Below are 21,466 nucleotides of genomic sequence, written 5' to 3'. Positions count from 1 at the left end.
GCAATCACTGATTTTCACATGATTTTTATTCCAATTGTGCAGGTATTGTCCAATATTAAATCATGATATAGTAAATTACGAAAACGCTTTCAGTACATAAATCGGTGGTGATTCTAGTATTAAACAAGTGAATTTTTGTTTGCGTTGAGCTCTATTTCCACCCTGCTTAACCCCTATTCACGTTCAACCATTCTCTATTCGAAGGAGACTATATTAATGAAAAAAAACCGCAAATCAGTCCTTTCTCTTACGCTTGTGACTGCCATGATTCTATCTCTATTCTCCTCGGCTATGGCTTCAGCTGCAACTGACAACAGCGAACAGGCCAATGCATCACCCGCTCCAAGCAAAATGCAGACCTATGTAAACGCCATGGAGCCTGGCTGGAATCTGGGTAACTCTCTGGACGCCGTTGGTGAAGATGAAACTGCCTGGGGCAACCCACGCATTACGAAGGAACTAATTCAGTCGATCGCAGATGAGGGCTACAACAGTATCCGTATTCCTGTAACCTGGGAAGCCCATATCGGTGACGCACCCGACTACACAATTGATTCCGCTTACATGAATAGGGTTCAAGAAGTGGTAAACTGGGCCCTTGATGCGGATCTCTACGTCATGATCAATCTTCACCATGATTCCTGGCGTTGGATCAGTTACATGGAGAAAGACCATGACAACGTGCTTGCACGTTACAACGCTGCTTGGACTCAGATTGCGGACAAATTCAAAGATGCATCCGATAAACTCATGTTCGAAAGTGTTAACGAACCACGTTTCTCCGAAGGCGGCACAACAGATGCAACGATTGGATATCGCATGCTGGACGAATTGAATACTTCTTTTCACAAGATCGTAAGAACTTCGGGTGGAAACAACAAGACACGTCCACTTGTACTTCCAACGATGCATACCTCTTCCGCTCAGCCTGATCTGGATGAACTGAATAAGACCATCCAAAAATTGAATGACAGCAATATTATTGCAACCGTTCACTACTACGGGTTCTGGCCATTCAGTGTGAACATCGCAGGTTACACCAAGTATAACGAGGAAGTACAGAAGGACGTTACCGACACTTTTGATCGGGTATACAATGCTTTCACAGCGAAAGGCATTCCGGTTATCGTTGGTGAGTATGGCTTGCTTGGTTTTGACCAGCACACAGGTGTCATTGAGCAAGGCGAAAAACTGAAATTCTTCGAATTTGTTGGACAATATCTGCGTCAAAAACAGATGACAACGATGTTGTGGGATAACGGTCAACACTTCGGTCGCACAAGTTTTACTTGGTCTGATCAGGAATTATTTGATACCATGAAAGCCAGTTGGACAGGTCGCTCATCCACAGCCGAAACGGACCTCGTATATCTTAAACAAAATGAAGCTATTCAAGATAAAAAGGTCAAACTCAATCTGAATGGGAACAAATTCAATTCGTTGAAAAATGGCACTACCCCTCTTGTAAGAGGTAAAGACTATACGATCAAAAAAGATGTGCTTACGTTAAAATCCAATCTTTTGACCAAATTGACAGCCTCTGGTGATTTGGGCGTAAATGCCACACTCACAGCTGGATTCAACGAAGGTGCTGACTGGAACTTCCATATCATTAAATATGACACACCTAAGTTGAACGATGCAACTGGTACAACCAGTGCATTTGCCATTCCGACTACGTTTAACGGCAATCAACTGGCCACGATGGAAGCAACGTATGCAAACGGAGAGAACGCCGGTCCACAGAACTGGACTTCGTTCAAAGAATTCTCCTACACATTTAGCCCAGATTACGAACGTAATGTGATTGAACTGAAACCTAACTTCTTCAATGAAACCAATGATGGCGAAGTTACGCTTAAGTTCCATTTCTGGAACGGAGATGTGCTGACGTACAAAATCACGAAAAATGGAACCAGCGTTGTTGGCGTAGCTTCCAAATAAGAACTCATCTAACGTTCTGTTCAGAGCTTTAAGCTCTGGCAGAACGTTTTTTTGTTTCACCAACGACCGAATAACGTACAAGTAACCCTTCATACTTTTACAGTAACTAGGACTGAGGGGGAAATGTCATGTTTAAACGTGTAGACCGTCTTGCCATCGAACTACCCATATCCAATAATCCGGATCCTAATGGAGCTAGTGCAGTTCAGGAGTTACTTGGTGGAAAGTTCGGGGAAATGTCAACATTAAATAACTATATGTTTCAGTCATTTAATTTCAGAGGCAGATCCAAGCTGCGTCCTTTTTATGACATTGTTGCAAGTATTACTGCGGAGGAATTCGGCCATGTCGAACTTGTCGCCAATACAATTAACCTCATGCTTGAAGGTTCAACATCACCAGGTGCTCCAGACTCCACACCACTGCGTGTAGGCAAAGACGCACGGATGACGTCACACTTTATCGAATCGGCTCAGACAGCGCTCCCTTATGACTCCATGGGAAGACCCTGGAATGGTTCGTATGTCGTGAGCAGTGGCAATCTGATCTTTGATCTGCTGCATAATTTCTTTCTTGAGTGCGGAGCCAGAACCCACAAAATGAGAGTCTACGAAATGACCGACAACAAAACAGCCCGAGAAATGACAGGTTATCTGCTTGTACGCGGCGGTGTGCACGTTCTTGCGTATGCCAAGGCACTGGAAATTGCAACGGGCGTTGATGTAACAAAGATGTTCCCTATTCCGCGACTGGATAATAAAGCTTTTGAAACGACACGTAAGTGGGAAGCGAAGGGTGAGCACCGCAGGTTGTACACGTTCAGCGACAAGGATTATCAGGGCATTGCACAAATCTGGAAAGGAACACACCCAACCGATGGCGGTAAACTGGAGGCTTTTGCCGGCTTGCCAGGTTATGGAGGGCCAGTGCCTGAGTTACCTGATCTGCCGGAAGAATTTGCGCCAGGAATATCCGCGGAAGATCTAATGCAGATTGCCGAGCGACTGAAACGTCACGCTGGCCTGTAGGATCACAATTAACGTTTGTTTTTCATAGGGTGTCGATTGGATAATCGTAAAATGGTGCTCTCTTGCGTGCTAACTCACTTGGATTACTTAGATCCCCGATGATCTGTTTCTTTAATTTCATACGATTGTACACAAAAAAGGGAAATGGGAGAGATACATCTCTCCCATTCCCCTTATAACGTGCCACTATTGTGGCTCAGTAAATTTCACTACCAGCACTGCTTCCCCATAGGCTTGAACATGACCTGTTGAGGTTGCTGTAACAGTTGCTATCGTTTCGTTTCCACTTGGGATCAACACAGGTGTAATCAAAGGCAGACCCGCAGACTGAATGACATCCATGTCAAATTCAATCAACAATTGACCTGCAGTTACACGATCTCCGCTATTCACATGCGCGGTAAAACCGTTCCCTTTTAGTCCAACCGTATTAATTCCGATATGAACCAACATCTGTACACCCGTCTCATGCTCCAGAATCACCGCATGTTTACTCTTGTTCATGACATGTGCGATGACTCCATCAAACGGTGCGTACACTTTTCCTTCTGATGGCTCGATGGCAATGCCCTCACCCATGTGTTTTTCCGAGAACGCCGGGTCAGGAACCTGCTCCAGAGCAACGACGGTACCGTTCATTGGCGAAGCGATTTCGAGAAAATCTACCTTAGGACGATTGCTTGTAACGGCATCGGTAACTGAATTAATACGCGGATTAGAGTCCTCTGCTTTAACTTCAGTTGATGTTACTCCACTGTTCTCATGGCTCACCGATTCTTCTGCGACCGGTTGATCCTTATATCCGAAGAACCAGGTAAGTGCAAATGCAATCGCCATGGCAACTACGTTGGACAAGATATACAACGGCAGTTGGCTGTTCAGATAGAGCAGTGTACCGGGAATAACCGTTACAGCCATGCCTGTACCCTGCAGATGGAACAAGGAAGCGATGAAACCACCCACACCACCACCAACAAGTCCCATAATAAATGGTTTCATATAACGCAAGTTAACTCCGAAGATCGCTGGCTCCGTAATGCCCAGAAATGCGGACAAGGAAGAAGGTAATGCGAGTGCTTTGAGTTTCATATTTTTGGTCTTCAGACCGACTGCGAGACAAGCCGCTCCTTGAGCTGCCATGGCACAGGTAATGATGGCGTTGAACGGATTGAATCCCGTTTTCTCCAGTAGTTGAATCTCAAGGAAATTAAAGATGTGATGTACACCGGTAACAACAATAATCTGATGGAAGAATCCAATGATAATACCTGCGATGCCAAACGGAAGATCCAATACGGCAGTTGTTCCATGCAGCACCCACTCTTCTAGGGAATGGAATACGGGACCAATCGCGAATAGTCCAAGTGTGATCATAACCGTTAACGTAATAAAAGGAGTCAGAATTAAATCCAGTGCCTCGGGTACCCGTCTTCTTAATACCTTTTCAAACTTGGCTCCAATCAAACCTACAAAGAACGCAGGCAGAACCGATCCCTGATAACCCACGACAGGTATAAAACCGAACATATGCAGCGGCTGTGCTGATCCATCTGCCACCGCGTAAGCATTGGGTAATGCTGGATTGACCAGCATTAGCCCCAGTACGATACCAAGTACCGGACTTCCGCCAAATACGCGGAATGCGGACCACGCTACAAGTGCAGGCAGAAATGCAAAGGCCGTATCCGTCAGGATCTGAGTGAACAACAGGAAATTGGCCGAGATATCATCCGGTGTTGCACCGAATAACGCCAGAATTTCATTCTGGGTAAGTAATCCGCGCAATCCCATGAACAGCCCTGTAGCTACCAGAACGGGAATGATGGGTACAAATACGTCACCAAACGTGCGAATAGCCCTCTGAAAAGCGTTTCCTTCCTTTTTCCCCTGACTCTTCACATCATCCTTGGACGTTCCTTCGATGCCCAGCTTCTCAACCTCTTCAAAGATTCGATTCACTGTTCCCGTACCAAAGATAATCTGATATTGACCTGAGTTGAAAAAAGCGCCTTTCACCTTCTCGATGTTCTCGACCGTTTTCTGATCAATTTTTTCTTTATCTTTCACCATGATGCGAAGACGTGTTGCACAATGTGCAAATGATGCGATATTCTCTTTGCCCCCGATGGCATGAATGACTTCCTGGGCAATTCGTTGATTCTCCGACATGTTATCTCATTCCTCTCACGTAATACTTAATAATGCCATTGAGTTGCTTCAAAATCAGCTTTGCCTCCGCGTGTAAAGAAACGGATGTCCACGCTGTCCCGGCTTGGGAAAATGCGGCTGGTAAAGACCTCTTCCCCATCGTTCACAAAGGCCTCGACTGAAGATGCATCTACGAACAGATGGAACTTAATCACTTCCGCAGTAAGTGTGCACTGTCGTACAACGCCATTCTGCTCTGCCAACTCAGTACCAGACATCGTCCGATCCAAGACAACTTTCTGCTGAATCCGATCATACAGAAGAACCGTTTTTTCAGTTCCATTTGCCCGGAATTCGATGCCTACAACCTCTGCTTCTACATGGCTTATCTCACATATCAGCTCATAGGCAATCCCATTAATACCAGTGAAAGATCGACTCTCATTGTCAATTGTTGCGCGAATATGTGTGTCTTTATCCTGCTGACGTAATTGCACCATCTCTGCAACCGGTTGTTGGATTAACTTCCCATCTCGGAGTGATAACTGCCGAGGAATGGTGAGGCAATGAGCCCAACCGTTATAGTCTGTCGGATATTCCAGATCGGGAAGTCCCATCCACCCAACCAGAATACGTCTTCCGTCCGGGCCCTGCATTGTCTGCGGCGCATAGAAGTCGAATCCACGATCCAACTCCTGAAATTCACCATGATTGAACTCTCTCGTCTGGAGATTGAGCGGCTCACCGATCAGATAACCGGATTGAAAAATATTCTGATAATGATCTCCCGCAGCGTCTAAGCCTTGTGGGGAAAAGACAAGTACACCTTTCCCGTCTATCTCCATATAATCCGGGCACTCCCACATGTAACCAAAGGAGGTTAACTGCGTGCGAATTTCACCAAGAAACTCCCAGTTGTTCAGATCAATGGAGCGATACAGCACTGTACATCCCGTCTCATCTGTTCTCTGCGCACCAATGACACCATAATACGTGTCTCCTTGTTGCCACACCTTGGGATCTCTAAAGTGTTCCGTGTATCCGGCTGGCACAGACGAGATCACGGGATCATTCAGTTTGGTTACTGAACCGCTTTCATCCATAACTGCCAAGCATTGATACGGATGTCTGACCCAATCCTCATCTCTGGTATTGCCCGTGTACAGCAAGTGCAGCTTGCCGTCTTTTTCAATTGCGCTACCGGAATAAGCTCCGTGTGAGTCATACCTGCCACCCGGTTCGATTCCAATCCCGACATTTTCCCAGTTCACCAGATTCTTCGAGCGGGTATGATACCAGTATTTCATGCCATGTTCTGTCCCAAGTGGAAACCACTGATAGAACAGATGATAATAGCCTTGATAATATGCAAAGCCGTTAGGATCATTAAGCAGACCTGTTATCGGCTGAATGTGATAACTTTGTCTCCAAGGACATACGGATATCTGTGCTTCAAGCTTCGCAATCTCTCCAGGCTCCGCTTGCTCAATTCGTCTGTAGCGTTGCTCTCTAGTCATTTTCATAGCTGTTCTCCATTCAAAATATAGGAACCGGTTCCATTGGGCGCAAAAAAATAATTCCATATGGCATTAGTGCCTGCCCGTGTTCGCATATCCGCATTGGATATTCATAATGGAACCGGTTCGATGGAATTATCATAAAGGATGTTTTTATAATTTGTCAACGCTTTCTCGAGGAATTAGTTCTACGTCCAGTGTTGTTCGTTCCTCCACCGACTCGCCTTTGACCAGTCGAATAATGTGATTCGCCGCTACTTTCCCTGCCTGCAAATAATGATATTTCACAGTCGTCAGCGTGGGGTGAATCATCTCCGTAATATCATATCCGCCAAATCCCGTAACAGACAAATCTTGCGGTATGCGGATTTTATTGGAGAACGCAATCTTCATCACACCCAGTGCGATATTATCCGTGGCCCCTACAATGATCGTTGGTGTGATTTCTTTCAGAATGGCTTCAGCGGTAACGATGGCTTCCGACATCTTAAAGCTTGTCTCATAATACTTCACTTCACATCCACCACACTCGGCGATTGCTCGCTGGAACCCTTGTTTACGATAGATTCCTACCGCCCGATCCTTCTCGCTAACCCCCATATACACGATCTTGCGGTGACCCTGTTCGACGACATATCTGCCCATCTCATAACCTGCCTGATCATCATTGTGAACCAGACTGTGCAATTGCTCATGCTGCTGCCCTACCAATAACACCGGAATCCGTATATCCTCAACGGCCTTCAGATGTGCTTCAGTCACTTCAGCAGCCAGTAAAATAATACCCGATACCTTCTGTCGTGCAAAATCATAGATGGCATCAATCTCGCGCTGCATGTCCTGACTTGTATTTGCGATAAGCATCTGGTACTGATTACTCCGCAGTTCTTCATCAATTCCAATCAATGTCTGTGATGTTGCAAACGAATCAAGACGTGGCACAACCGTACCGATAATGCTGGTCTTCTTAGCCTTCAGACTCTGTGCAAATGTGTTGGGAACATAATTGTATTGTTTGATAATACGCTCAATCTTCTGGCGTGTATCCTCACTAACCGATCCGCCATTCAGGAAGCGAGAGACCGTGCTTTTTGCCACACCTGCCATCTGAGCGATATCAGAAATCGTTTTATTCATAAAGACTCCTCTTATTTCTATTAGCTAGTTTACCTTTTATTATACTTCGAATCGCAAACCCATGGCGAATTTGATTCAACTCCATTTAATACACATCACGTTGTACAACTCCGAATAAACAACAAAAGCCCGATGGCAATGTGACGTACATACCGAAGTATGATCCGACATTCATCAGGCTGTTAAGCTTCCATTTACATGTTTGCACAGACCACTAACATAAGAACGCTCGCCCTGCTGACTCAGACCTCAATAATAATTGGCAAGATCATAGGTCTTCTCTTTGTTTGAGCGTAAATATAGTGACCAATCTCGTCTTTCAGCTTTCTTTTGATCACATTCCACTGATTCACCCCAGCCCCGGTCAACTCATCCATCCGGTTTAGAACAAGCTCATGGATCTCATGCATGAATTCTTCCGAATCCTTAACAAATACAAACCCTCTGGAGATAATTTCGGGTGACGTGACCATCTGTTTTTCCGTTTTGCTCAGTGTAGTCACGATCACCAGCATGCCATCGGAGGACAGTTGCCTGCGGTCGCGAAGTACAATATTGCCGACATCACCCATGATCAGACCGTCTACGAGACTATTTCCTGATGCAACTTTGGGACCCAGCGAAGCAATGCCGTCTTTGTACTGGACCATATCCCCATTATTCACGATGAACACATGATCACGCTCTATACCTACGGATTCAGCAAGCAGTCTGTGTTGATACAACATACGAAACTCACCGTGGATCGGAATCAGATAATCCGGTTTCATCAGAGTAAGCATCAATTTGAGTTCTTCCTGACTGCCATGTCCGGAGACATGCATCCCAGCTGCACCACTTGAACCATATATCACACGTGCTCCGAGAACATACAGGTTATCAATTACATGTGCAAGATTACGTTCATTGCCCGGAATGGCTCCGGCAGCAATAATGACCGTGTCCCCGGCGTTAATTCTTACGTGAGGATGTTTACCGGATGCCAAACGTGACAATGCTGCCATCGCTTCTCCCTGGCTACCGGTGCATAATACAACAACTTGTTCAGGTGGAAACTGATCCGAATCGATAGCTTCAATCAACAATCCGTCAGGAACTTGCAAATACCCCAATTCACTGGCCACCGATACCACATTCACCATACTTCTGCCCAACAGTGCCAGTTTGCGGCCCGTCTCGAATGCTGCATTCACAATCTGCTGTACCCTGCTGACATTCGACGCAAAGGTCGAGATGAATACTTTTTGTTTTGCACGGATAAAGGCATCCAGAATGTGATCTCCCACAACACGCTCGGAAGGTGTAAATCCGGGTCTTTCTGCATTGGTACTCTCGGAGAGCAAAATATGGACACCCTGTTTGCCAATCTCGGCCATACGGTGCAGATCAGGGAATGGTCCATGTACAGGCGACATATCAAACTTGAAATCTCCGGTATGCACAACATTGCCTACTGGGGTCTGAAAAAAGATACCAAGACAATCCGGTATACTATGACTGGTTGCAAAAAAGGAAACCTCGATCCCTCCCAGCGTAATGCTGGAATGAGCATCGATCGTATGCAAGTCGGCCTTGCGCAGCAACCCATGCTCTTTCAGTTTAAGTTCGATCAGCCCACGAGTGAGTCTGGATGCATACACCGGGATGTTCATTTGTTTTAACAAATACGGAATGCCACCAATGTGATCTTCATGTCCATGGGTAACCACAAGACCCCTTACTTTATCCAGGTTCTCCAGCAGATACGTTACATCCGGAATGATCAGATCAATTCCAGGCAAGGTCTCATCAGGAAACTTCGAACCACAGTCAATCACGATGATGTCCTGATGGTACTGGATAAAATACATATTCTTTCCTATTTCATTCACGCCGCCAAGTGCAGCGATATACAGTTTGTTGTGGGCTAGATTCAACTCTATTATTCCTCCTCTGCGTGGCAATCGTATACGATACGGATCTATATTCCTAGTATGGAAGCAATCGCCTCAGTTATGCATTTCAGCGTGATTATGCCAAAAAAACCACCACGGAATTTTCATTCCATAGTGGTTTATACGAAAAATAAATGCGGTTACACCAATGATTTATCACGCTGTAGTAATACGTCTTGTTCATAGGTTTTGATATCGGTGATCCACTTTTCACGAACTGGAACGCCTTGCTGAGCACAATAGTAGTCCCAGATCGCGCCAAACGGATAGGATTTGAACTCTTCCGTTAAGGCAAGACGCAACGTGTAATCCCCTTCCAATTCGGCTTGTTTCAAGGCATCCACTGGTTCGAGCATCGCTCGGAGAAGGGCTTTGATCGTGTTGCGAGTCCCCACAACCCATGCAGCTACACGGTTAATGCTTGCATCAAAGAAATCCAATCCAATATGTGTGGTCGCAAGCAGATCATGTCGAACCAGTTCACGAGCAATTTCCAGCAACTCATCGTCCATAATTACCACATGGTCACTATCCCAACGCATCGGGCGGCTTACGTGAAGCAGAATTCCACTTGTAAACAAAGACAAGGACGACAGTTTATTAGAAATAACCTCTGTTGGATGGAAATGACCCGCATCTAGGCAGATTAACGTATCATTTTGCAAACCGTAACCCATATAGAATTCATGAGAACCCACCACATATGCTTCCGAACCGAGACCAAACAACTTACTCTCTACCGCGTCCAGGTTGTGCTCCGGGTTAAGTGGTTCGCCGAATACTTCATCCAGCGATTCTTTGAGACGTTTGCGTGGTGTCAACCGATCAACCGGATTATCCTTGAATCCGTCCGGTACCCATACATTGGTTACACAAGTCTGACCAAGTTGTTCCCCGAAATAAGCACCAATCCGGCGGGACGCCTTACAGTGATCAATCCAGAACTTGCGAATCTCAGGGTCTGGATGACTGAGCGTGAACCCGTCACTTGATTTTTCATGGGAAAAACATGTTGGGTTGAAGTCCAGACCAAGTCCTTGTTCTTTGGCCCATTTCACCCAGTTCTCATAATGCTTTGGCTCAATCTGATCCAGTTCAACCTGCTCGTCTGTATCCGTGTAAATCGCGTGCAGATTGACCTTATGTTTGCCGGGAATCAGAGCAAAAGCTTGCTCCAGATCGTTACGAAGTTCTGCAGGTGTGGTCGCAGCCCCCGGATATTGACCTGTAACCGAAATACCACCTGTTAACTCTCCATCTTTATTCAGAAAACCTTTGACATCATCGCCTTGCCAGCAGTGTACGGATACTTTGATCTCCGCGAGTTTGTTCAGTACCTCGTCCGTATCAATTCCGTGCTGGGCATACAATGCCTTGGCTGCTTCATACGCTTGCTTGACTTGGTTATCCATCCGCAAGAACCCTCCTAATTTAACGTGTAAATGCTGCCGGTACACCGCCATCAATGGTCATCATGCAACCGGTTGTTTTTTCGGATTTCGAAGAAGCAAAGAATGCAATTCCTTCTGCAATATCTCTTGGATAGATATTCACGAGCAATGTCGTCCGTTTGCGATAATACTCTTCCAATTGATCCGGTTCAATCCCATATGCCGCTGCACGTTCGTTTCTCCAGGAACCGTTCCAGATCGCTGAACCCTGTAGAATGGCATCTGGAAGAATCGTGTTGACACGAATGCCATACTCTCCGCCTTCTGCTGCAATACAACGTGCCAGATGTGCTTCCAGCGCTTTCGCTGAGCTGTAAGCAGAAGCACTTTTACCTGCATACACCGAGTTCTTGGACCCGATAAATACCATGCTTCCCCCAATACCCTGCTGTTTCATCAGCTTGAACGCTTCACGAGCCACGAGGAAATACCCTGTGCCCAGTACATTCATGTTCAGGTTCCATTCTTTCAGGGATGTTTCGTCAAATGGGCTGGATGTGGCCAATCCTGCATTGTTCACAATAATATCCACTCCGCCATATTGCACCGCAACATCAGCATAAGCAGATTGAACGGCTTCCTCATCGGTTACGTCCATTTTCAGCGCATAAGCACGATTAGCACCGTATTGATCATTGATTTCCTGTGCTACTTTCTGTGCGCCCTCCAGGTTGAGATCAGCAAGCACCACATGTGCGCCTTCAGATACCAATCTGCGTGCTGTTTCACTTCCGATCCCGCCTGCTCCACCTGTGATAAACGCCACTTTACGGGAGAATTCGGTTTCTGCCGGAGCCAGAGACAATTTGTACAATTCCAGCGGCCAGTACTCCACATTGTAAGACTCGTTTGCACTGAGCGATACGAATTGACCCAAGCTAGTAGCTCCACGCATAACAGCAATGGCTCTGTGATACAACGCTCCGCTTACTTGGGAAAGCGCCCAGCTCTTGCCTGTGTTGATCATGCCCACACCAGGAATCAGGATAACGCGAGGTGCCGCTTCGAACATAACATCACCTTCGTTTTTGTTGCTCTCAAAATACTGTTGATATTGCTCTTTGTAGGCAGCCACACCTTCTACCAGCTTGGCTTTTAAACCTTCAATATCTTCCGCATCCGGTGTCCAATCGATGAACAGAGGTACCACTTTGGTATGTACCAGATGATCCGGGCAAGCTGCACCCACCTGAGACAATTCCGGGGAATCTGCTCCGCCCACAAAAGCAAGTACGTCCTCTTGATCGTCAAAGGACAAAATCATTTTTTTGCTATCCGATACCGCTCCACGAATCGTTGGCATCACGCGTGATACGATCTGACGACGAACATCAGCGGCGAGTGCCGGGTGTTTCACACCACCGAACAAACTTCCTTCGTCCACCCGTGCTTCAATGAATGCTTCCGCTTCATTGATAATCTTGATCGTTTGAGCGTAACATTCCTCGGATGTTTCTCCCCAAGTGACAAGTCCGTGTTTTTCCATCAGTACGAGTTCGGCATTGGGATTCGAGAATACGCTTTCAGCAATCATTTTAGATAACGTAAACCCAGGGCGTACGTAAGGCACCCATACAAAACGATCACCGTAGATCTCTCTGGCCAACTCCTTGCCGTTATGTGCACAGCACAAGCTGATAATCGCATCCGGGTGCGTATGATCAACATGTTTATATGGAAGGAACGCGTGCAGAAGAGTCTCGATAGAGGCGCGCGGGTGCTTGGCATCAATCATGCAATGTCCCAAATATTCAACCATCTCTTCATCCGACATGGATTCACGTTCAATTAATGGTCGAATGTCTTCGAGCCCAAGTCCGGTAAAATGTTTCGCTTCCATGGAACCCAGATCTGAGCCGCTTCCCTTCACATACATTACTTCTACATCACGACCCCGAAAATCCTTCACTGTCGTTTTGGTAGACGTATTACCACCGTAGATGTTGCATACACTGCGATCAGATCCAATCAGATTGGATCGGTAAACCAACTGCTCAAGTCCTGTTGTTTTCTCAGATGCCTGCGATGCATTCCATAAACTCTGTACCATTTGTTTCCCTCCGATAATGTTTGTTTTATTCCTAATCCGAGTTTAACATCTTTGTTTTATTTTGAAAACAAAATATTTTAAAACCAAACGGAAATATTCAAAAGTCATTATAGATAAAGCCATTTTATTAAAAAAACACCCTGACGTGAACGTCAGAGTGTTCCTGTGTCATCGGTGGATTAGAAAATCCCCGCTTTTTGGGAAGTGTTTTTAATACCATAGGTATCATTAACTACGGTGTTGCCAAAGCTCGTTAAGCTTCCGTTCGGACCTGTGGCCATGTCCAGATAGTTCAGACCGGAGCTGTTTCCGTACCAAGACCAGGCAAGCCAACCTACCCCTTTTTCCTGACCATATCTCATAATGGCATACTCGTCCACATCACCGTTTGTGTGATATCCCCCGAATTCACCAATGATCAGAGCCAATCCTTTGTTCAGCACATTCTCCATATTGGCTTTGACGGTTGCAGCATCTTTGCCAGCATACTCATACATGTGAATGGAGAACACAGTATTTTTCTGAGAATCGGCTGCAAATACACTTTGTCCATAATCCACGATGGATTGAGGGAACTGTCCCCATCCGGCTGCATCCACAATTAGCGTATTTTTAATTCCCGCATTTCGGAGTTTCGGAATGGCTTTTTTGTAACCATCAGCCCACGCACTTCCATTCCACGTTCCATACCATTCATTGGCGATGTTGACGCTTACCCGATCTTCTTTGCCAATCAAAGCTTCCTTAATACTAATCCAGTAGTTCACTGCCGCATCCAACGAATTATAATCATCTTTCCCTGTGGCGTCATGCACCTCGAGTACAGCTATCATTTTATTTTGGTTAACCACATTAATAATATTTTTAACAGCGTTCAGATCATCTTTGGTGTACAGGCTACCATTCGAAAGAACAATGCGTACCGTATTGGCACCTGTTTTGGCGATTGCAGGGATAGCGGTATTCAAATCATTTTTGAACCAGGAATGTCCGTGATTAACACCTCTCATGACAAAAGCCTTGCCTGTGGAATCATACAACTTGTTACCGCTTACATAAAAACCCGTAGCAGCAGATGCTTTGGGTGTTGCACTCCCTAATACCATGAACATGAGAGCAGCAATAATCGTGAAGATTGTACACTTTTTCAGATTAACCATTCGTTTGGAACCTCCTGTATTTGTTTTTTTTATTTCAATTAACCCTGCTCTAGGCAAGAAGTTAACTAAAATCGTTGGTCATAGAAGTTTTTTTATTATTAAATAAATAACAATTAACTTTATTTAAGTTATGTTATTTAGTTTAAATAAACTTTATCGTTAAGGTTATGAAGTTATAATAAATTGAAAACGCTTACCAGTCAAGATCTTTTTACCATGATTAGGAAACATTTGTTTTTACATAACACAGCAAAAAAAGGTTCTCTCCCCTCACAATCGTTCGGAGAAAGAACCCTCTGTATTCTTAACGAAAGTTAACTCTTGTTTAAATCTTGTTAATCTGTTATTTTGTTTAACTCCTGATTTAGACTAAGTGTCTTCTCTAACTCCCGCCAATATCAAACCAACCCGATACTGTGGTCTCACCCGAATTTCATTAAACTTTCCAATCTCCACGCCCTCAAACCGCTCCACATAAGCCTGATTCACATAACTCTCAGTCGTCCCTTTTCGAATTGGGGTTATAGACAGACGAAGCGCGTGATCAGCCAACAAATGACGGGATTGCTTCAAACCAAGCATCCAGCTGCATCCATAGTGAATATGATCCGTTAACATCTGATGATGAATATGTGCTGTTGCAACGTCTCCTTCATAATCAATCTCAATCCACACGTCATCTACTTGTTCCGGCCACGCTGTGTCCAATCTCAGTGTTGCTGCATACTCTTTCGGATAATCAACCTCTACAGCAGGCTCGTAAGGCGAAACTTGGAATGTATACGTACCGAATATTCCCTGCTTCGACTGGGATGACACAGCATATTTCGAAGCTGAAACATGCTCTGGAGCCGGATAAAAGGATACCTCCATCTCTGGTTGCTCCACAGATGTACATAGGAGCATCTCATTCTGTACATACAGATGACTGCTGCTAATTACAAGCCTTTCTTCTCCGCCCACACGGAAACGGTAGGCATGTAATGCCTCTTCACGGGTCAATGTAATGATTCGTATGATTATACCGTCCGATGTTGTGATTCGCAGATGATGGTCCTTGCCGGCAATCGGATGTATCACAACTTCATTCCCCTGCTCCGATACTGTACCTTCAGGCATATCCACATTTGTAACAGATGATGTATCAATAACATACTCAGGCGCCATGCCATCATGGACATAAAAGACAGCCGTAAGCTCCTGATTTACCATAAATCGGGTCAGTGGCTGAACGGTAGCACTAATGATCTTCATTCCATTCAGATTCATATGGAAAGGCAGAATGGCCGCCGTGCCGGATTTCAGCCGCATCGTTCCTTCTCTGGGATAAGAAGCAGTCCCTTTGCTGGTATGCAGCTCCAATTGGATATCACGATCAGGCATCGCCACATGATCCTGATAATTATTCATGAACAGAAATCCAGAACCATCTTGTTGCCGAACAGACCAACGCAGATCCAACGTGTTCTCCGGGGTTATAGATTGTTGACCATCCGGTACAACACAGCCCATTGGTGCAAGTAACTCACCGTATCCTTCCAGGAACATGGACAAGGTACGAATGCGGTCATACGATTCACCAACACGCCCAAATTCCCCGAGTGGCGATTGGTAATCATACGTCATTTTCGGCAATGCCTGCTCGTTCATATATGAATTTTTGCCTATCGGATTGGTCCCCCCGTGATACATATAATACCCAACCAGATTGCTGCCGTTCGCAAGTTTCACAATGGTCATCGCCTCGACACTGTCCGCATCAACAACCGGACGAGCGTGATAACTGACCTGCATGCCTCCAGCAAGCTCGCAATACGCAGCAGGGTACTCCAGACTGTCATAATCCACTTCTTCCACAGGATTCATATGCAGATCCCGGAATAAATACTCCCGGCTTGGAGGCTGATTGGGAATCCATGGTGTGTACGCATACCCCGCTAGCATAGGCAATGTTCCTTCTTCAGGCACCGCAGCATTGCCCCAGGCCGTGGCAGTATAGAACATCGGCTTCATACCGACTTCTTCGGCAATATGGCGAAGCATCTTCAGATGTTCTCGTCCATCCCGGCCGGAGGTAATGTATTTTTCGCGGGTATACCCCCAGGCATCCATGGGTGCGCCAGCGTGCATATACTCATTTTCCAACTGTACCCCGATAACAGGGCCACCCTCCTGATAAAAGCAGCCGTTGAGCTGACGAGCAATCTCCCGGTATAATCGCTTGGCGTAATACAGATATCCTTCATCGTTCGACCTGACTTCGAATGGATAACTGAATAACCAATCCGGCATTCCACCATTACGCACTTCCCCATGACAGAATGGACCAATTCGTACGATCAGAGGCAGCTCATGTTTGCCACACAGATCCACAAAGTGCCGCAAATTCAGATTTCCTGACCAATTAAATTCGCCTTCCTGCTCCTCGTGAAAATTCCAGAAAACATAGGAAGCGACAATGCTCACCCCGCCTGCCTTCATCTTCAGTAATTCTTCTTCCCACTGCAAGTAAGCGAATCTGGAGAAATGAAACTCACCTACCACCGGAATATGGGGTTTAGCATTACGAGTCATATAATAGTTTGTAAAATCATACGATTCCCCTCGTGGGCTTTTGCCGCCACTGCCAGTCATGCGACCCGCACGAATCTCTTTATCTTCCGCATCCAATATGAAACGAATCTGGCTACCTGCTATAGTATCATTCATGGATTATATAACTCCTTCGATATAAATGGGATGTGTTGAAACGATTATCAATTATCGATGGATGATTGCCCCTTGATGATTCGGGTTTTTCTCCAATATCCGCTCCAACTCAAGTTTGGCTTCACTTGTCCGCCCCAGCCCCAGAAGACCCAATGCCCGCATATACCTGCAATGTTCTTCATTTCGCTGATTGAAATCGTCGTCAAACACTAGAAAATCGGGCAGAGATACCGCAAAATAATCCATTCGGATGTGATCATGCATATGTCTTTCCGCATAGTCTATGAGTTTGTTAAAGCGTCGGTTTGCTTCCTTCACATTGCCAAGTTTCTGCCAGGCCAGACCCTGATAATAGATGGATTCCGGCGGTTGATCATTATAAAACATCGCGCTTGCCGGTTCATTCAAACCGATGGATGCTTTGTGGAAACTTTCCTCTGCCGACTGATTACTCTTCAGTTGCTGGTAGGCACAGCCAAGATAAAAGTAAACTGGGTTGTCTCCGGCTCCCTCCAATTTACCTTCACCTAAGTTCTCCGGGTAAACCAAAGCCTTCTTCAACAATTCCATTGCTAGTTCAGGTTGTTGTTTCTCCAGTTTTCGCTTCGCCAGTTCCGTCAGTGCCGTAACATATTGTCCTGTTACCTTGCCTTCTCCACCCTCCCATGGATGAAACCGCCGGGTCTGAAGGGCATTCCATGCTTCTTGATGACTACCTTGCATATTCAATAACGTCACCCACTCGATATAAAGATCATCACGGAGGTGAACCAACTCCATATGTTGTTCCAGCAATTTGACTCGATTCTCGCAGGAATACCCTATCTTCTTGTGCAATTGATCCAACTCGTAGAAGATTCGGGCATCCTGTGAATCCAACCGGAAAGCTTCCTCTAATGATGCCAGTGCAAGATCGGGGCGATTCAGCTTGTTATAATAAGCCAGTCCCAGATTCCGATGTACAGTCGAATATGCAGCATCCACCTCGCGTGAAGTTTCCCAATGGGTAATTGCTTCCTCGTAGCGTTTATGATCATATAACCAATTTCCCAGGTAATAGTGAGCACGCGCATCATTCGAATCCACTGCCAATGCATCCTGAAGCACCATGAATTCAAATGACGTATTAGGAAAACAATAATCCGTTGGAGCAGCTTTTCCCTGCTTTTTACATTCTCGGGCCTGCTCCACATCCCCCAGCTGATGATACAAGTAAGCCTGAACATAACCAACCATAGGATACGGCTGTGCAATTTCGGATTCAACATAAGAGAGTACCGTCAGTGCTTCTTCCCACAATCCACAATCCGCGTAGTCTGCGGCTAGATTCAGATAATTATAAACGTCTCCTCGCATCAGACGATGGAAATGCTCACGTGTTTGCCCCGCTTGTTCTCTCTCTGAAGGTGCAGTTGCTCCGCTGTAGATCAGGACTAATTCATGTGCAGCTCCAAATTCAACCGGGTCCAGTTCCAATGTCTCACGCGCATATTGAATGGCCTGTTTATTTTGACCCAATCTACGTAACAGAGCCACCTTCAGATGGCGAGCCTTATAATTTCTGGTGTTACGAATCAGCGAACGTTCGATATGATCCAAAGCTTCGATGTACCGATGTTGCCCCGTATCGATCTGAGCAAGCATGTAATAACCTGTATCCTGATACTGTGCAGACCATACGGCTTTATACAGGGCTGCGTAGGCTTCTTCCTGTTTCCCCTGTAATTTCAAACTTAGACCGAGTTGGTAAAAAGCTTCACTATCATATGGATTCGTATTTTTCCATGTCAGCGATTGTACTGCCTGTCTGAAATGCTTCTCTGCATCTTGAAACAGCCCTCTACGCAGCAGCAATGTGCCATACGCTATGTTTAGACGAATATCCGTTGCATCACGCTTCAAACCTTCCAGATAATAAGGTTCCGGTTCATACGTGGCATGCCGATATTGTTCCAGATGAAGACCCGCCAGATATAGTTGTTCATTCGTACGAATCTCGGATGGTAGCGGGAGTGGTGTGGCCGGATCTGGAACTTCCTGGATCTCAGTACGTTCAGGCTGATAGGCCACAAGTTCTTTTCCTTCCACAGTTCGAACACTTAACTTCACCTGATGCCATTCATCTTGTCCGCTCCACGGGAATGAAGATTTATATAGTTCCGTAGGTGAGATATTACATCTCTCGTGGAGATATACCATGGTTGGTCCTATCACTTCAACGGTCACTTGTTCAAAAACCGACGTCGCATATACCATCACGGTTACCATTCCGGTCGTTTCGTCCATTTCCAGATTAACCGCTGCATCAATCGTTGCATTTTTGACCATACCAATTCCTTTATACGGCATAAAATACTGCGAGAATGATTTCGCTTCATAGGGCTGTAACCACGTAAAATCAGGTTGATTATCGGTATAGATCCCGGTCATTAATTCAATATAAGGTCCATCCTCGTCCGTTAACTGACGATCCCAAGCTTGCCCGAATTCCCCGTTCCCCCAGGTCCATTGTTTCTTACCCGGAGAAATATGATGATTGGCTACATGCAACAAACCCGCCTGAACCCCGTGGTCATAACCCCCTACAAAATTATAATCCGACTTATACGCCATATAGGATGTTGGAACCGGTATGTTTTTGTATCGCGAGATATCCACACCTTCAGAATAGTCCATCTTGTAATAGGTACCGGTTGCGATGGGAAAGCGGGATACGTCCCGTTTTCCGTGGTCCAGCACAGCCGTTACATCAGGTGGAAACACAGATTGCGTATGATCGTTGACAGCTACAGCCGGATTGGCCCACCATAGAAAAGTTTGAGGTGCGCTGGTGCGATTGTATACCTCGGCATGGATTTCAAGATAGGCTTTGCCGGGATGCAATGTGAAGCCAGCGGTCATTTTGGTACCATACATGCGGTCAATCTCACCCACCCACACGGTAGCGCTTCCATCTTGATTACTGCCAAATGTATAATCGACTGGGCCAAACGTGTTGGGCCGGTGATGCTGTGGCCAGTTGAATTCAATTCCTCCGGAAATCCATGGCCCTGCCAGACCCACGAGCGCAGGTTTAATCACCCGGTTATAATATACAAAATCGTAGTTGTTGGTCCGATCCAGCGCACGATAGATCCGTCCACCCAGTTCGGGCATCATCTCGATACGTACATATTCATTTTCGAGAATAACTAATCGATACGACTTCATTTTGGCCTCATCTTCAATGCTGTCGATCACGGGATGCGGGTACACCTTACCCGAACTCCCCTGGTAGATTCTCTTTTCAAGAAACATCGGATTTTTGTCCGGTTTACCTGTACCATAGGTTGGAATATCTCTGGTTTCTTCCCATATGCGAACATTTGATTTCGCTGTCACGTGATTCAATTCCCTCACTCCTCGGCCTCGTATATATTGTGATCATACGCTCCGACATGCAGGAAGAACATTGACATTAAGCTGTTCTTGATGGACGATCTTCGGATTCCCCCATAACCAAAGAGAGCACCTATCCACTGAATAATGCAGTGAAAGGTACTCTCTGATCGATCTTGATTAACTTATCTGCGACGTGCAAAATCCACAAATCTGAACTTGTCCGGTCTGTGCCTCGACTCCGTATACTGAAATTGACTGGCATCCTCCAGGTACACCTGGCTCCTCACCACAACTACATTGTGGAAACCTTCAAGGTCAAGTAGTTCCCTGTCCTCTGCGGTGGGTTCTTCCACCAAAATCTCTTTTTTGGCAAACGAAATCGAAAGCCCCAGCTCTTGCTCAATGTACTGATAGATGGAATCATTACAGATCTCTTTGCTGAGCCCAGGAACAAGCCGCTGGCTAATATAATCTTTGTCCAGTATGACATGCTCTCCATCCACTTTGCGCACACGTCTGATCTCCCAGACCTGTTCATTCAGGCCAAAGTTAATTTTTTTGTGCAACGCCTGATCCACCTGTTGCTCCTCGAAAACCTTCACATACGTTTGAGCACGATGTCCCATTTTTTTGGCCAATTCCTTGAAGCTAACCAGACCTGAGATGGGAAAATCGATCTTGCGTATATCCAGTACAATCGAGCCCTTGCCTTGAATCTTCTGAATATAACCTTCTTCGTACAACATTTTCAATGCTTTGCGAATAGTCTCTCGAGACGTTTGATAACTTTCCGATAGATCCAGTTCCGATTGAAGCAGCGTCCCTGCCTCTATCTCTCCGGTCCGAATACGATCTGCAATATCTTCATATATCCGGATAAATTTATTATTCATTATTCATCACCATTGTTCATTACCCTTTTTTTATCATATTGGCAACTATTATAGCATTAAAAACCAATCAAGCGGTAATGTCGTTACTGCAGATGATTGCAGTATCACATGTAA

Annotated in this window: 12 protein-coding genes; 2 read left to right on the top strand and 10 right to left on the bottom strand. The window is 45.6% G+C overall.

What is annotated here, in order from left to right:
* Positions 1-216 precede the first annotated feature (216 nt).
* Both CXK86_RS15220 and CXK86_RS15215 read left to right on the top strand, forming a co-directional pair.
* The gene (locus tag CXK86_RS15220) at positions 217-1,944 is read left to right on the top strand and encodes a cellulase family glycosylhydrolase (protein WP_101313991.1); all 1,728 of its coding nucleotides are present in this window, start codon (positions 217-219) and stop codon (positions 1,942-1,944) included.
* Between the two features lie 128 nt (positions 1,945-2,072).
* The gene (locus tag CXK86_RS15215; protein WP_101313990.1) at positions 2,073-2,972 is read left to right on the top strand and encodes a manganese catalase family protein; all 900 of its coding nucleotides are present in this window, start codon (positions 2,073-2,075) and stop codon (positions 2,970-2,972) included.
* 186 nt (positions 2,973-3,158) lie between these two features.
* On the opposite strand, the gene CXK86_RS15210 is transcribed toward CXK86_RS15215, so the two are convergent.
* From CXK86_RS15210 to treR, 10 genes are all read right to left on the bottom strand, one after another.
* Complete coding sequence (locus tag CXK86_RS15210; RefSeq protein ID WP_101313989.1) at positions 3,159-5,141, bottom strand: sucrose-specific PTS transporter subunit IIBC; 1,983 nt, start codon at positions 5,139-5,141, stop codon at positions 3,159-3,161.
* A gap of 26 nt (positions 5,142-5,167) precedes the next feature.
* Complete coding sequence (locus tag CXK86_RS15205) at positions 5,168-6,643, bottom strand: glycoside hydrolase family 32 protein (RefSeq protein ID WP_101313988.1); 1,476 nt, start codon at positions 6,641-6,643, stop codon at positions 5,168-5,170.
* Between the two features lie 147 nt (positions 6,644-6,790).
* The gene (locus CXK86_RS15200; RefSeq protein ID WP_036670711.1) at positions 6,791-7,774 is read right to left on the bottom strand and encodes a LacI family DNA-binding transcriptional regulator; all 984 of its coding nucleotides are present in this window, start codon (positions 7,772-7,774) and stop codon (positions 6,791-6,793) included.
* 242 nt (positions 7,775-8,016) lie between these two features.
* On the bottom strand, positions 8,017-9,690 hold the full coding sequence (locus CXK86_RS15195) for a ribonuclease J (RefSeq protein ID WP_101313987.1): 1,674 nt from the start codon (positions 9,688-9,690) through the stop codon (positions 8,017-8,019).
* 158 nt (positions 9,691-9,848) lie between these two features.
* Entirely contained in the window at positions 9,849-11,120 is a 1,272-nt protein-coding gene (gene rhaA, locus CXK86_RS15190) for an L-rhamnose isomerase (RefSeq protein WP_101313986.1), read from the bottom strand.
* Positions 11,121-11,139: 19 nt separating this feature from the next.
* Positions 11,140-13,209 carry a bifunctional aldolase/short-chain dehydrogenase gene (locus tag CXK86_RS15185; RefSeq protein ID WP_101313985.1) on the bottom strand — a complete coding sequence of 690 codons (2,070 nt, stop codon included), beginning with the start codon at positions 13,207-13,209 and terminating at the stop codon, positions 11,140-11,142.
* A 179-nt stretch (positions 13,210-13,388) separates the two neighbouring features.
* A complete protein-coding gene (locus tag CXK86_RS15180; RefSeq protein ID WP_373888067.1) occupies positions 13,389-14,321 on the bottom strand; it encodes a glycoside hydrolase family 5 protein in 933 nt (310 codons plus the stop codon).
* 417 nt (positions 14,322-14,738) lie between these two features.
* Positions 14,739-17,078: a beta-galactosidase gene (locus CXK86_RS15175; protein ID WP_101313983.1), complete on the bottom strand. Its 2,340-nt coding sequence runs from the start codon at positions 17,076-17,078 to the stop codon at positions 14,739-14,741.
* 51 nt (positions 17,079-17,129) lie between these two features.
* Positions 17,130-20,468 (bottom strand): DUF5107 domain-containing protein, encoded by a 3,339-nt coding sequence (locus CXK86_RS15170; RefSeq protein WP_076249493.1) that lies wholly within the window; start codon positions 20,466-20,468, stop codon positions 17,130-17,132.
* 173 nt (positions 20,469-20,641) lie between these two features.
* Positions 20,642-21,352 carry a trehalose operon repressor gene (treR, locus tag CXK86_RS15165; RefSeq protein WP_076249494.1) on the bottom strand — a complete coding sequence of 237 codons (711 nt, stop codon included), beginning with the start codon at positions 21,350-21,352 and terminating at the stop codon, positions 20,642-20,644.
* Positions 21,353-21,466: the final 114 nt, after the last annotated feature.

This window comes from Paenibacillus sp. BGI2013, assembly GCF_002843485.1.
GTDB classification, from domain to species: Bacteria; Bacillota; Bacilli; order Paenibacillales; family Paenibacillaceae; genus Paenibacillus; species Paenibacillus amylolyticus.
Note: the sequence above shows the minus strand (reverse complement) of the source record. Positions and strands in the feature narration are given on the sequence as shown.